The organism is Methylophilus sp., from assembly GCF_052437885.1.
GTDB lineage: Bacteria > Pseudomonadota > Gammaproteobacteria > Burkholderiales > Methylophilaceae > Methylophilus.
This window is the reverse complement of sequence record NZ_JBQVPB010000004.1, coordinates 181,562-195,743: the sequence shown is the minus strand read 5'-3', so window position 1 is coordinate 195,743 and position 14,182 is coordinate 181,562. Positions and strand designations below refer to the sequence as shown.

Sequence of the window (14,182 nt, the reverse complement as noted above, 5' to 3'; positions counted from 1 at the left end):
ATAAGGCAAGAAGCTTTTGCAAGTGTGAGCTACCTGCTATAGTCGTCAAAAAAATAAGAATTGGAATAAATATGACTGCTTGGTGGTATTCAGAAAACAATAAAAATATCGGGCCTATCGAAGAGGATGAACTGGTGGTGTTACTGCAGTCCGGCAAGGTCAGTCACCAGACCTTGTTATGGAGGGAGGGTTACGCTTCTTGGCAGCCATTTGCAGAGATCACGGAGCTGGCGTTTCTCCACAATGTGATGCCTGCTTCGGCTGATTTAAAGCCGGTGACGCCGCCGCTGATTTACGCTACTGCAGGCCGCTGGAAGCGTTTTTTCGCCAGGATATTTGATCTATGGCTGGCGTTACTCATAGTCACATTTGGATCCGGGTATATTCTTGGCCAGGTATCTATCGCTTTCATCGAGTTTATCAATAACGCTAACAACCACCTGATCGGCATACTCTACCTGCCATTAGGGCTGGTTTTGGATGCTGCTATCTATCACTTTTTTGGCAATACGCCAGGTAAAGCCATACTTGGGTTGAAGGTGGTGAAGAATATCGATCTGCCACTGACTTCTCGTGAGTACCTAAGCCGAAACTTTTCCTTATGGGGTAGCGGTTTAGCGTTTGGTTTACCACTCATTAATCTGTTCACCATGGCAAACCAGTTTGGCCGGCTAAAAAAGGGTGAGCAGGCCAGCTACGATATTCCCGGTGACTTTGCTGTTAAAGCGAGGCCATTAGCCGGCTGGAAATGGTGGCTGTTTGCTATCCTGTTCAGCAGCCTGTTTGCTGTGGTACTTTTTCTGAATATCAAGGAGAGGGAGTTACAAGCCAAGCATAGAGGGGTCGCGGCAAACTATCACTGGATCAATCCGGTCACCAATAATCTGGCCATCATCAATTCAAGTTGGGAGAGTAGTGAGAAGAAGAATCCAGATGGCCAGATTTATTACATGTTTACTGAACAAAATAAATATGCGGCTATCGTGTTTGCGGTGGAGGAGGTGCCAGGGCTGGCTTTGGAGCAATATGTACAGGCATTTATCCAAAATGCATCACAGAATATGCAATTCTGGAATGGCGGGACTTATGACCTGAAGGGAGTGAATCATCGCTGGCAAGGCTGGGGGGCGATGCTGGATGATAAGGATAACCGCTTCAGAGTCGAGCTTATCCAGAATGAGGACAAGGTATGGCGCATAGTCAGCATTCAATCCAAACCATACGAGTACTCAGATGCCATGGTTGATAAGTTGAAAACCGAGCTCTGGAAAACGGCTTTGAATCATTAGTGATCGCAGAAGGCGCATTTCGGGCCGCGTGGGCCAGAACGGCCAGTAGCAAGTCTGTATGCCCAAATAACAAAGGCCGCTTATGCCGGCCTTTGTTATTTGGATTTATTGATCTTGCTGATGACGGCGAACTACTGACATTGCCAGGTTTGCTGGTGTCTGCGCCTTAAACGCGCAACCGGGCAGGTGTGGCCTTTTAGGCACTGACATCAGTGACTGCGGCCGCCTGACTGGTGCTTGGTTTTTGTGCATTATTGTGGGTAGAAAAGTGGCGGGAGAGTGCTTCACTCAGCGGGGCTGGCCGGTTGAGGTAAAAGCCCTGCGCAAAGGCGACGCCCATTTCGTCCAGGCAATCCAGGGTGGCCTGGTCTTCTACATATTCGGCAATGGTTTGTATGCCCATGGATTCAGCCACGCTTTGTATGGCTTTGGCCATCGCCAGGTCTACCTTGTTGATGGTGATGTCTTTGACGTAAGCGCCATCCATTTTGAGAAAGTCTACCGGCAAGTGCTTGAGGTAGCTGAAAGAAGACATGCCACTGCCAAAGTCATCCAGCATGAAGCGCGTGCCCATAGCTTTGAGTTCTGTGATCAGTTTGATGGTGTTGTCTATATTGATGATGGCAGAGGTTTCGGTGACCTCGAAACAGACATGGCTGGGCGAGATCTCATAGTTGGCAAAGCAGTTTTTAATGTAGGGCAGCAGGGTGGGGTCACCGAGTGACATGCCAGACAGGTTGATGCTGACGATGAAAGGCTTGGTGGCCGATTGCGTTTTAAATAAGGGCTGCAGTGCCATGAACGCGTGCTGGATCACCCAGCGATCTATCTTGGTCATCAACTGATAGCGTTCGGCAGAAGGCAGGAACTCGGCCGGAGGGATGATGCCGCCATTTTCGTCGCGTTTGCGGATCAGGATCTCGTAAAACGGCGGCAGCTCTTTCTGCTGCATGGGGAATATGCCCTGGCAATACAGTACAAAGTCATTGTGCTCTATGGCTTCGTTGATGCGTAATACCCATTCCATCTCGACGTGGCGTTTGAGTAATACGTCATCTTCAGGGTGGAACAGGTGGATCTGGTTGCGGCCATTGTCTTTGGCGACATAGCAGGCGGCATCGGCATGGCGGGTGACCTGGCCGACATCCTTGAGGTCGGCGGTGATTTCAACGATGCCTATACTGATCCCGGTCTGGAACAGGCGGCCTTCGTGCATGAACCTGAACGCTTCCACCATCTGGCGCAACTGCGCTGCGATCTCAATGGCTTTTTCAACCTGGCAATAGCTGAGCAACAAACCGAATTCATCGCCGCCTAGCCTGGCAAATGTGTCTTCGGCACGAATGCGCTGACTCAGGATCATGCTGATCTGCCTGAGCATTTCATCGCCCGCCGGGTGGCCGCAGGTATCGTTGATGACGCGGAACTGGTCCAGATCCATATAGCAGAACACATGATTCGCTTTGTGCTGTTTCACGTCTTCCAGCGCCTGTTGCAAACGCCTTTCCAGTTCCTGGCGATTGACCAGGCCAGTCAGGGCATCGTGCCGTGCCTGGTAACGTAATTGCGCCTGGGCGTCCTGGATGCGATGGCGCATGTCGGCCTCTACATGCTGCATCTCTCTGGAGATCTCATTGATAGTCGTTTGCAGCGAATGGATCTCCGGCAGGCTGTTTTTAACCTGGCTCAGGTGCTGGTTGCCGACCACAAAACGCTTGAGCGCGGCTGTCATTTCGCGGATAGGCTGGCTGATAGAGCGGCTGACCCAATATACCAGCACCGAACACAGCATGAGTGCCAGGGTGATATAACCGATGTTACGAATAAATGCCTGGCGGTGATCTTCTATCATCGCCGCCTTATCAATGGCCACGAACACAAAACCGAGCAGCGCGTGTTTTGCTTCAGTAGTGAATATCTTCACCATGGTCACGTCGTGCGTGGACTGCTGAATCACCTGGGTATCCTGCTGTGGTAATGACTCGCTCACGATGAAAGAGGCACCAAGTTGAGCCAGCGGGCGGTTATCCGCATCGGCGATCATGAGTGAAAGGTAAGGTTCGCGCTCCAGTTGGCTGGCTTTGAGCAGTCTTTCAATATAAGGACGGCCATGCAGCTCTGACTGGTTATGCACAACAGCAGAAAGGAATTTGGCAGTGGTCAGCGCATGCTGGCCCAGCTTTTCTTCATCGCTCTTCAATTGATCCTGAAAATCAAAGAGCAGGAAGGAACAGGATAAAGCAAATACTGGCGCAATCACCAGTAACAGCAGTCGGGATTGAATACTTAAGTTTTGGAAAAATTGCATGGTTCCAGGTGATTCATTTAATTCAAAGCAACGGCTAAAACAACGTAGTGATGATCATGGTAAAACGCGCAAGCTGAAGTCATGACATCCCCCCGGATTTCCTGTATAAGTCTAAAAGATACCCTGTAGTTAAGTCTAAAAGATATTAAGTCCAAAAGATGCTTAGGGTAACATTTAATCTGCTGCGATTTATCTTGTGCGAGTTACCTTGCCAGAAAATTTAACCAGATCATAGATCCAGCCCCGCCAGCAAGTTCAAACAGTCAGCGAATTGTTAACTTGTTTTTGCAAAAGAGTGTATTTGTTTTTTCATGATACAGCAAATTTATATCACAGATTATCTGTCTGACGCAGCCGCCGAAACTGCGGCGGTGATTCAAGGCCTTATTGAGCATTGCCCGCTACTGTTGAAAGCCGACTGGGATGTGATGCCGGCGACGCCATTGAACGCATTGTTCAGCACGCTGCAGGCTGGCGATTATCCCGCATCCAGCGTGGCTGCCATACTGCGTGCGCAACAGGCTACGCTCACAGACTTGCCCGCCTTATGCCTGTTGCCGGTGCATCTGGGTTTGCAACGGGATACTTTTTCGCTGCAGGGCACTGTGCAGATGTCGCCAGAAGTGTATGCCTATCTGACAGAAGCGCTGCAACAGCACTTTGTACAGGATTTCACCGTGCATGCGACAGCCGGGCAGCGCTACTGGTGGATACAACCCCTGCATGCGCTTGAAGCGCATAGCCCATGGCCGCAGGACTGCCTGTACCAGCAGGCTTTCCAGTGGCAGCCGCAAGGGACACACGCTACACGGGTACGGCAGTGGACGAATGAAACTCAGATGCTGCTGCACCAGTTCTCGCAAGACCAGGATCTACCGGGCTGGCCTGCACGCTTGAACAGCCTGTGGTTTGCCAGTGTGCCGCAGATGCCGGTGTGGCGGCACCAGTGGCAAACAGTGATGGGCGCCGGGGCAGTGTTTGAAGGCTTGCGCGCAGCACAGCTGCCGGCGTTGAAACAGCAGGCACTGGCTGAGGTGCTGCAGGACAAAACCATCACTCAGGCGCTGATGGTGGTTGACCAGCCAGAGCAGGTAGACTGGCAAGTACTTTCGGCTGCCTTGCACAAAGGTCAGCTGTCTGCGCTTGAGATCACCTTGCCTCTGGCCGAGCGCAGTGTGCGCGTGACTTATAAAAAAGCTTATCGCTGGCGATTCTGGCGTAAGGCGCATAGCCTGACCAGCTTGCTAAACACGCTTGAAGCTTCATTGCCAGGCTTTAAAATACCGGCATCAGCTTGATGGCGTTTGTGCTTTATCCAGAATATTAAGATCCTATCCAGATGAGAATCCAGCAAAGACCCTACTCAGCCACCACGTTTCAGGCCTTGCAGGCGCAAGGCCTGCCGGAAATATTGGCCAGATTGCTGGCGGCCAGGCAAGTGTCAGTAGATGACTGGGGCCTGCAGGAAATGCCGCATCTGCTCAAACCGCAGGCACTGACCGGCTGTAGCGAGATGGCACGCCTGCTGGCCGATGCCATACAGGCGAAGAAAAAACTGCTGATCATTGGTGATTATGATGCGGATGGCGCCACTGCCACCAGCGTCGCCATGCGTGGCTTGAGCATGATGGGCGCGCAGGTGGATTTTCTGGTGCCCAACCGTTTTGAATATGGTTATGGCCTGACGCCAGAAATCGTCGCGCTGGCCGCCCAGCAGCAGCCGGATGTGATCCTGACCTGTGACTTATACGGATGAATAATTGTCCATTTTCCATTCGTAGCCTTTATTTACTCAATCTCTAGGAGTTCGGTTAATTAATTTGTAAACAAACTACATTTTATGACCATATTTATTTACAAAATGAACTCTGGACTATGAAGATTTAGATTGGGCAAGGTAATAAGCGCTTAAATAAATTTTTTAATACTTCACTTCAAAAAAATAGGTAATACATTCCAATCCATGGAGCAAATAAAAAAATATACATTGCCGCAACCATTGCTGATAGAGCGACCTATCAATGAAATAGTTATGGAAAACCTTATCCAACAGGGTTTGGAACAATGGTTGGCGAAAGTTTTAGCCACAAGGCTGGATGAGTCCTTCGAATATTCAAAATTGAATAGTTTTGAACTAAAGAACCTGCCAGACCCAATAGCAATTCCAGATATGGAAAAAGCAGTTAAACGTATTGTTGAGGCAATTAAAAATAGGGAAAGAATTGTATTTGCTTGTGATCATGACATGGATGGCACTGCTTCAGCTGCTTTGCTTTGGAGCGCATTTGTAAATTTTTTTGAGGTCGATAGTGACTTACTGAATGTAGTTACCAGTCATAGGTTAACAGAAGGATATGGAATTACCGAGCCAGTAGCGGCTAGGATCATTGACCTTAAGCCAGACTTGGTGATAACGGCGGATAAAGGAAGTAGTGACGAAATTAGAATCAAAAAGCTATCTGAGGTAGGAATTGATGTAATTGTGACTGATCACCATGAACTTGGTGAGTCCGGTCCACCGCCTTCAGCCTACGCTGTAGTTAATCCAATCAGGCAGGATTCATCATACGACAAGTATGTATGTGGAGCGGGTGTCGCCTTTTTAACTATGGCTAAAGTTAGAACTGCACTTATTGATTCTGGATTTAAAACTGAAATAGGTAGTTTGTTGCCATTGATGGACTATGTTGCAGTAGCAACTGTCGCAGACTGCGTATCTATGAGTCCTGTAAAAAGTCTAATTAACCGAACTTTCGTTAAGCGTGGGCTCGAGCTAATTAATAATAAAAGTAAAGCTTGCTGGAGTGTATTTTGTTCCGAACAAAATGGGCCTGTTGATGCAGAGACAATTGGATTTAAATTAGCTCCAGCTATTGCTGCTGCCGGCAGATTAGATTGGGCTGAGGCTGGCTTTAAGTTTCTAACAGCGAATACAGTTGAAGCCGCAACTGAGCATTGGGAACTTCTTAAGTCCGAGAATGAAGAAAGAAAGAAAATCGAAAAATCAATGAGAGAAAGGGCATTCTCTAAAGCTTCGAGACTTAACGGCCATTCAATCATAATTTACTTTGATGACGGGCACAGTGGAGTTCACGGAATAACTGCAAGTAGACTTGTTGAAGCTTATGGTAAGGCTTCAGGAGTTTTCTCCCCAAGGGTTGTTAAAAGTAATAACTTAATGGAATTGAGTAAAGACATTGCATCTGGATCTTTTAGAGGTATTCCTGGTTTGCATGTTAGGGATGCATTGGCATTTGTAGATAAACTACACCCAGGGCTTCTGCTTAGTTTCGGTGGGCATCATGGTGCTGCCGGAGCTTCAATTAAGATTTCTGATATTGATAAATTTGCACATGCCTATGATGAGGCTGTAATAAAGCAAATTGGAAATCAAGAACTTAAACCGACTATTCAGATTGATGGAGAAATTCCTAATGAGTCAATTACTTCAAAAACATTAGAGAAAATTGAAAGTCTGGAGCCATGGGGGAGAGAGTTTCCATCTCCCACATTTAAAGGAACTTTCCAAATATCAAAAATAAAGATGATGAGTGAAGGTCTTCATTGCAGACTAAGTTTAAACATTGGTCGAGGCACCGTAGAAGCGATTTGGTTTAACGTTAATGATATTGATAATTTCGATAGCCAGGTAAAAGTTGGAAACCAAATACAACTAATCTATAAACTTAAAAGCAATTGGTTTCAAAATAGAAAAACTTTACAGCTTCAAGTCATAGCAATGATAAGTTAAAGGCATTTTCAGGAAAGCTATCGAGCATAATTCTAAATAAAGGTAAAGCAATGGCTATTGGTTACGTGGTCTATAAATTAACCTTCCCTAACGGAAAAATTTATGTGGGGAAAGATATTGGGGCTAACGGACATTCTTTACGTTATTTTGGTTCTTGGTTTAATGCCAACGTCGAGAAGGATTTTACTGATGCTGAGCTGCGAGACTTCACTCTTCGTAAACAGATAATATTTGAATCAATGGATAAGGCAGAAATTAGCCGCATGGAATCTGAATTCATACGTTCGTTAAAATCAAATGATCCTGCAATTGGTTATAACCAAACACACCGTAGCGTTAAAAGACTGGGTTAATTGAATGTCTCTTAAAAAAGCGAAAGATCAATTATTCGAATTACTTTCCACTAACGATTGCAATGTCATAGCACTTTCCGGTAAGTGGGGGACTGGTAAAACGCACTTATGGAATGAAATTGATAGGGACTTAACCAGAGGCAACAATAGCCCATCCTTATATGTATCGCTTTTTGGCGTTTCGACAATCGATGAAATTAAACGAAAATTACTTGAGTCGGCGTTTCCAAATGTTGAAGGTAATGAAGATGTATTTTCAAGTTTTAAAAATGTCTTAAAGGTCGGAATCAAAGCTGCCGCAGAGCATTACAAAGCGCTAGCTGCGTTAACTGATATAAATCTCTTACTTCTAGCTCCAGTGTATCTTAAAGAAAAGACTATCGTAATCGATGACATTGAGAGAAAAAATCACAAATTAGAAGAAGATGAAGTCCTAGGCTTCATTGATGAATACTCAAAACGTCATGGATGTAGATTTATTCTGATACTCAATGAAAATAGGCTTGGGGGTAATGGTGGACAAAACAACTTATGGGCAACGTTTAGAGAAAAGGTAATTGATCACGAAATAAAGCTAAATACATCTGCTGATGAGGCTTTTGCAATTGCAATATCACTTGTACATTCGATTTATGAATCCGAACTGAAGCGTGCATTCATTACATGCAGACTTACAAATATTAGAATTATTATTAAGGCAATCAAAGTGGCGAACCATATATTGGGAAAGCAGCCGTTAGATCCAATTATTCAAGCCAGAATGATTCCTTCAATAGTACTTTTTTCTGCAATTTATTATAAAGGTGTCGAGGACGGCCCTGATTTCAATTTTGTTCTAAACATTGTGAGAGCAAGAGTAGCAAACCTACTTAATGATTCTAAGGAACAATCCGAAGATGATTTAATAAAATCTCGATGGAGTACATTGGTTCATGAAATGGGTATTCATTCTTGTGATGAGTTCGAGTTTTTGTTAGTAGATTTCCTTGAGTCTGGAATACTGGAAAAATCTCGATTCGATGAAGTGATTACTCGTTATAAAAATGAAACGAATAAATTAGAAGCCAATAATAAAGCTCGTAAATTTTTAGAAGATCTCTATTGGAATCATTTTTTAAGTAACGAAAAACTCGTAAGCCAGTCAAAAAAACTTGTTAAATTAGCTGGGCTACTCAATGCTACAAATGTTTCAGAAGTAGTGGAATACTTGGAAAAGTTACCGGGAGGAGAAATTACTGCACAAAAAATTCTGAAAGGCTGGCTTGAAAACTTTAAAGCAAATCCTCCAATTCAAACAACATTCGAGACTACCACTTATTATCATAATAACGGTATCCACCTTCATCCTGATATTTCAAAAGCTTATCAAGATCTGCAAGCTACAGTAAAAGAAAATACTAGTATTTTTGATGCCTGCCTTCACATAATTGACAATAATGGGTGGGGGAGCATTCAGACATTTGCTTTTGAAAGATCCACTGTAGAGGAATTTGATAAAACAATTAGGACATTAAGTATTAAAAATTTGCGTCTGTTTATGGCGCAGATGATTGATATGAGTATTAAAAGGCAAACATTTGATAGGCATTTTGCAAATGGAATTAATAATTTTTTGATTGCTTGTAAAAATATATCTGAAGATCAAAAATCTCCTCGATTAGCAACTCTAATTAAAAACATTTTTAATTCAACCCCATTAGCACACGATTTTGGTATTCAAAAAACTGAGCGATAAGTCGAAGTGGCTTAGAGTGAGGATACAAAAGACTTTGGGACGTGAGTTGTCATAAATTCAAATGTGATTCGATATCAAGATGAAGTTGGCAAACTTAACTGGAGCAAATGTCATTGCGCTTAAAGCTAATGTTTTACCAACTTCATATATTTTAGTTTTTTCTCAAATCACTCTTCGAGTTCGTAAATATAACTGATGGGAAATATTACGGTGGAGCTAGCGCCCCCGGCCCTTCAATCTCAATTCCACCAACTTTCTCAACAGAAAATCCCCTAAAGCTCACTGTAATTGTATTTGTAGTTTCTTGGAGAGAGGATTTTCCTCCACCAATTGAGAAGATGATCAAATTAATTCCTGCATTTGCTGATGCCTTTTTCTCGACTCCAAAGCCAAATTCAAACGTTGAAGCAACGTCTTTATCTTTGTTCGGATTTTGGAAAGACATGCAAGGCTCAACACTACTTGCATCTAGAAGATTATCTCTAAGGCTAGCAAGGGTATATGCTATCGGTGAGGAGTCATACTTAATTTCTTTTTTAATATTCGAAGCAACAGATTTAACACCAGGCTTGGGGTATATCGTGAAAGTTAGAATTTGACTGTTAGTATCTCTTTTTGAAGCATTTACCCCTGGCTCAAACGCCCCCGTGCCAATAGGTATAGCTAGGCCAGCTTTACCTTCTTTACCGCCAACAGATTGAACTTTCATAACTACTTTCAAAGACTCAATGTTGAAATTTAAGTTACCTTTACATGCATTGGTTTTGGATTCTTGAGGTAAGGAAGCAGAGTAATTTTGAAATAGTTGAACATCTGCTTTTAAAGCTTTGACAATATTTGCAATTGAAACATTAGGTCCAATAACATCCTCTGCAATTGAGTATGATGGATAACTGCTCAAGAAAAGAAAAATCAATAAAACCATGTTATTAGTCATTTTTGTCTCCCGAAATTAAAAATATATCGTTCGCTTAATTTAAACTTCTTGAATTCTGTTTACTGCCTTAATTAACTGATACCCCCTGCGTTAGACCGAACTTTCACTCGCCGCCACAACTCTTCTAAATGATTACTGCATAATTAGTACAGAGTATTATTCCTCATACCTCTTGAAATCTTCCACCTTCAGAAGCTATAAATCAATGCAACCAATGCTGTTTATAAGTGCCTATTCCGCAGTTGTCGATATGATAGGTTGCTGTAAGCATCTATGACGAACTGCGTTCTTTCGAGTAACTAAACATTTTTATCGCGTAGAGCTCTAGACGAATTGGATTAGTCTTTTACCTTTTCCAAAATTAAGAGCTCCTGCATAACAATATTCTGGAGCTCGTTGAGAGTTAACTTTTCATCAGATTTTATATAAGCTAAAGTCAAAATCGTCAAAGGGTGTACACCCATTGCTTTCGAAAGGTCATTTATCTTTGAAACCGTGGGTTGCTTCCTGCCATTCTCAAGTACTGACATATAAGTCCTGCTTGATATTTCACTGAAAAATTCTTGACTCAATTCTCGAGTAATTCTGATATCCCGGATTGCAGCACCTAAAGCTTTTTGAAATTCCATACTAAGTCCCCATAAAGGACTTTATATAGCCATTATGTGCCCTAAAGGACTATAATCTATAGGACACATTAACCGTATTGGATTGAAATAATGTTCCTTGCTAGCCAAATTCATTTGCGAAAAGCATTTTTTGACGGTGAAAATTTCAGTCTCAACAAGATTGAGCTATCTGCATTTATGCCTTGGTTCATATGTGAAGTTCCTGAATTCGATGATGATTCTGAAGAGCCAGTTTGTACTACTACCCATCTTATTGGTGATATTGACGATTTGGCCAAATTTGCGGGGAGTCGAAAAATTGATAAGACATATGTGATTAGCCCAGGACACTTACTAAATCAGGATAACTGGTCTCTGACTAGATTGAAGGCTATTTCTTCTGCAACTTACCAAGATGATGAATACAAGAGTACTGTATATCGTTTTGAAACCGATACAGGTCAAGTTATTGAGCACGATATTAGTGGGTTGAACAAAGATAAAAATGAACTTACTTTTGAAACGATTTTGCAATTCAATTAAAACAACGGTTCCTAATGACCAGCACTGGCAGATTCAATGAATCAAGTCGCTAGTAAAGAAATAACTATCAGTTTTGAAACTGATACCCTAACCACAGTGAGTCCTGAAACTGCTCACAGTCTCGTACAGTTGATGGAGTCAAACTCACTTGAAGATTTGATTCAACTGTTACTGCGAAATCTGGCTGCTGAAACAGGCGTGATACCTACAAGCTCATTAGTCGCATATCCCTTAAGAGGAAAACATCTGATCTGAAGAAGTTAAGTGATGAAAGATAACGATAACCAACTCACTGTTGTATTTGAGGAAGACACTGAATATTCAGTTAGCCTGGAAACAGCTACTTCGATGATGAAGATTGTCGGTGCTAACTCAATAGAGGATTTGATTCATCGTTCACTTTTAATGTTCAAAGAAGTGCTTGAAATTTCACATCCCAAAGACGATGAATTCTCTACTACTGAGCACTGGGCTAATGTTGCTCAGCGGCTACCAAATGGTATTTCATTGAGGGTGTTATCGGGTTTGTTTAGTGAAGAAGCCGGGAATAAAGCTTCAGATGGAAATGGTTACACATTGCGGGATTTAATTTCAGATGTAACTGAAGAAACCAACATGAACGCATCTCGTTTGGGCAAGTAGTTGGAAGAGAAATACTATGAGTTAGTGAGGTGAAAATGGAATTCTCAATTCAAATCAATGTTGGTCAAACACCACAAGAAGCTTTAGAAAGTATTTTGGACGACTTCCATAAGCACGAACGAGGTGAAAAATACGTTGCTAGCCAGCTTGGAGTCCTTAATTGGGATCAGTTCTATGCTCTGTTTTCGCCTCAAGGTCTTAAGCAAGTTGAGTCATTTGTTAAATCGCATAATGGCATTTGGCCTGAACTCATGCTCGACTTTCTTCCTTTAGTGACAACTAATCAAAACACGAACATTAGTGTTTCAGGGCTCAAAGAGTTTGATCCCGCCGATTATATTAATGACGCTGAAGATGTGATGCTTTATTTAAAAGATACCCTTGCAGAAAATGACCCGGTTGCTTTAGCGGAAGCTTTGACGGTGATATTGAGGGCCGATGGTATAAAAAAGCTGATTGGAAATAGTGAGCCTAGCTAGACAGCTCAAAAAGTACCTACTCTCAAGGAGATGCTTGATCAATGTGATTTGAGGGCAGATCCACATCCTGATTCAGACATTTTTGAGAATATGCCGGCTAAGGGGCAAGAAGACATTTAATTTGTAAGTGGTTTTTCACCTTAGATATTTCAATTACTCCATGGGTGACTGTTTACACAAGTCTACCGCACCACCAAGATGGAGGCCCATGCCACCATCATCCTTATGAGTCCACGCTTTAAGAAAACACTCTACGATTTCTTCTGTGTTCGTTGCACGTTTACAAAGCCTGATTGCTTGCCCACGATTCAAACCTAGACCGTTTTTATCAGGATGCTGCCATGCAATGGCATAATGAATCGCCACTAACTTTGTAGACACTGTTCAGCCGATTGATTGAACTGCTTTTCAAAGTCTATCGGAGATAGCAAGTTATTGGAATTGTGTCTTCGTTTTGAGTTGTAGAAGAACTCGATGTAATCGAAGATATCCCGCTTTGCTTCATCCCGGTCGTTGTATATTTTGCGTTTAATCCTCTCCCGCTTCAGTAGTTGAAAGAAGCTCTCGGCCACAGCATTATCATGGCAGTTACCTCTACGGCTCATGCTGGATTCAAGATTGTGTGCTTTTAGAAACAGCATCCAATCTTCACTGGTGTATTGGCTACCCTGATCCGAATGGATCAATACCTTTTGTTTAGGCTTTCTACGCCACACAGCCATTAGCAATGCATCCAATACCAGCTCTTTGGTAATACGCGACTGCATAGACCAGCCTACAATACGGCGGGAGAATAAGTCCATCACAGCAGCTAGATATAACCAACCCTCATGCGTGCGGATATAGGTAATGTCAGTCACCCATGATTGATTCGGCATCTCTGGATTGAATTCACGGTTCAGCGTGTTAGGCGCTGCCACATTGGGCTTACCACTATAATGACGTGGCTTGCGATAGCCAACCAGTGCTTTGAGCCCATGCTGATGCATCAGCTTGTAAACACGGTTGATCCCAATTCGCTCACCCCATGCGCGCAAATCGCTATGCACTTTGCGATAACCATACACACCACCAGACTCTAACCAGCTTTGCTTGATGAGGCCAGATTGCCGCTGGCTAATTTGATAAGCCTTGGAATGCGGTTGCTTCAGCCAAGCATAAAAACCACTCGGGTGAACATCCAGCACCTTGCAAAGCCATCGTATCGGCCAGCAGTCCTGATGCTGTTGTATAAAGGCATACCTCAACCTGACTGCTTCGCGAAGTATGCCGCGGCTTTTTTTAAGATATCCCGCTCTTCAGTGACTCGTTTGAGTTCCTTACGCAGACGTTGTAATTATGCTTGCTCAGCTGTTTTTGCTTGATGCTCTGCTGCATCTGGGCCGTACTTCCTGACCCAGGCATACAGACTATCGACTGTGACATCCAACCTGCGGGCCACTTCAGATACAGCATATCCGCCTTCAGTGATTTGACGGACGGCTGCTATTTTGAATTCTTCTGGATAACGTTTACCACTCATACTGCACCTTTCTTT

Annotated in this window: 12 protein-coding genes and 1 pseudogene; 9 read left to right on the top strand and 4 right to left on the bottom strand. The window is 43.4% G+C overall.

The window, feature by feature from the left end; translation table 11 throughout:
• Window positions 1-71 precede the first annotated feature (71 nt).
• Window positions 72-1,289 carry an RDD family protein gene (locus tag ACT6RZ_RS05810; RefSeq protein ID WP_444701208.1) on the top strand — a complete coding sequence of 406 codons (1,218 nt, stop codon included), beginning with the start codon at window positions 72-74 and terminating at the stop codon, window positions 1,287-1,289.
• A gap of 196 nt (window positions 1,290-1,485) precedes the next feature.
• On the opposite strand, the gene ACT6RZ_RS05805 is transcribed toward ACT6RZ_RS05810, so the two are convergent.
• Entirely contained in the window at window positions 1,486-3,597 is a 2,112-nt protein-coding gene (locus tag ACT6RZ_RS05805; protein ID WP_444701207.1) for a putative bifunctional diguanylate cyclase/phosphodiesterase, read from the bottom strand.
• Between the two features lie 311 nt (window positions 3,598-3,908).
• Here ACT6RZ_RS05805 and ACT6RZ_RS05800 point away from each other — a divergent pair, with 311 nt between their 5' ends.
• The 5 genes from ACT6RZ_RS05800 to ACT6RZ_RS05780 all read left to right on the top strand — a co-directional run bounded on the left by ACT6RZ_RS05800 (window position 3,909) and on the right by ACT6RZ_RS05780 (window position 9,436).
• On the top strand, window positions 3,909-4,895 hold the full coding sequence (locus ACT6RZ_RS05800; RefSeq protein WP_444701206.1) for a hypothetical protein: 987 nt from the start codon (window positions 3,909-3,911) through the stop codon (window positions 4,893-4,895).
• Window positions 4,896-4,936: 41 nt separating this feature from the next.
• Window positions 4,937-5,353 carry a DHH family phosphoesterase gene (locus tag ACT6RZ_RS05795; RefSeq protein WP_444701205.1) on the top strand — a complete coding sequence of 139 codons (417 nt, stop codon included), beginning with the start codon at window positions 4,937-4,939 and terminating at the stop codon, window positions 5,351-5,353.
• 276 nt (window positions 5,354-5,629) lie between these two features.
• A complete protein-coding gene (locus tag ACT6RZ_RS05790) occupies window positions 5,630-7,348 on the top strand; it encodes a single-stranded-DNA-specific exonuclease RecJ (RefSeq protein ID WP_444701204.1) in 1,719 nt (572 codons plus the stop codon).
• Between the two features lie 50 nt (window positions 7,349-7,398).
• On the top strand, window positions 7,399-7,701 hold the full coding sequence (locus ACT6RZ_RS05785; RefSeq protein ID WP_442584234.1) for a GIY-YIG nuclease family protein: 303 nt from the start codon (window positions 7,399-7,401) through the stop codon (window positions 7,699-7,701).
• Window positions 7,702-7,705: 4 nt separating this feature from the next.
• A complete protein-coding gene (locus tag ACT6RZ_RS05780; protein WP_442584235.1) occupies window positions 7,706-9,436 on the top strand; it encodes a P-loop NTPase fold protein in 1,731 nt (576 codons plus the stop codon).
• Window positions 9,437-9,641: 205 nt separating this feature from the next.
• Here the strand turns inward: ACT6RZ_RS05780 and ACT6RZ_RS05775 are convergent, their stop codons facing one another.
• The gene (locus ACT6RZ_RS05775) at window positions 9,642-10,373 is read right to left on the bottom strand and encodes a hypothetical protein (RefSeq protein ID WP_442584236.1); all 732 of its coding nucleotides are present in this window, start codon (window positions 10,371-10,373) and stop codon (window positions 9,642-9,644) included.
• Between the two features lie 338 nt (window positions 10,374-10,711).
• Complete coding sequence (locus ACT6RZ_RS05770; RefSeq protein WP_442584237.1) at window positions 10,712-11,002, bottom strand: helix-turn-helix domain-containing protein; 291 nt, start codon at window positions 11,000-11,002, stop codon at window positions 10,712-10,714.
• 90 nt (window positions 11,003-11,092) lie between these two features.
• Between ACT6RZ_RS05770 and ACT6RZ_RS05765 the strand changes: the two genes are divergently transcribed.
• From ACT6RZ_RS05765 to ACT6RZ_RS05755, 3 genes are all read left to right on the top strand, one after another.
• Window positions 11,093-11,524 carry a hypothetical protein gene (locus tag ACT6RZ_RS05765; protein WP_442584238.1) on the top strand — a complete coding sequence of 144 codons (432 nt, stop codon included), beginning with the start codon at window positions 11,093-11,095 and terminating at the stop codon, window positions 11,522-11,524.
• A gap of 267 nt (window positions 11,525-11,791) precedes the next feature.
• Window positions 11,792-12,166, top strand: a complete 375-nt coding sequence (locus ACT6RZ_RS05760) for a hypothetical protein (protein ID WP_442584239.1) — start codon at window positions 11,792-11,794, stop codon at window positions 12,164-12,166.
• A gap of 35 nt (window positions 12,167-12,201) precedes the next feature.
• Window positions 12,202-12,645 (top strand): hypothetical protein, encoded by a 444-nt coding sequence (locus tag ACT6RZ_RS05755; protein WP_442584240.1) that lies wholly within the window; start codon window positions 12,202-12,204, stop codon window positions 12,643-12,645.
• 365 nt (window positions 12,646-13,010) lie between these two features.
• Here ACT6RZ_RS05755 and ACT6RZ_RS05750 read toward each other — a convergent pair.
• Window positions 13,011-14,167, bottom strand: a pseudogene (locus tag ACT6RZ_RS05750) (IS3 family transposase).
• Window positions 14,168-14,182: the final 15 nt, after the last annotated feature.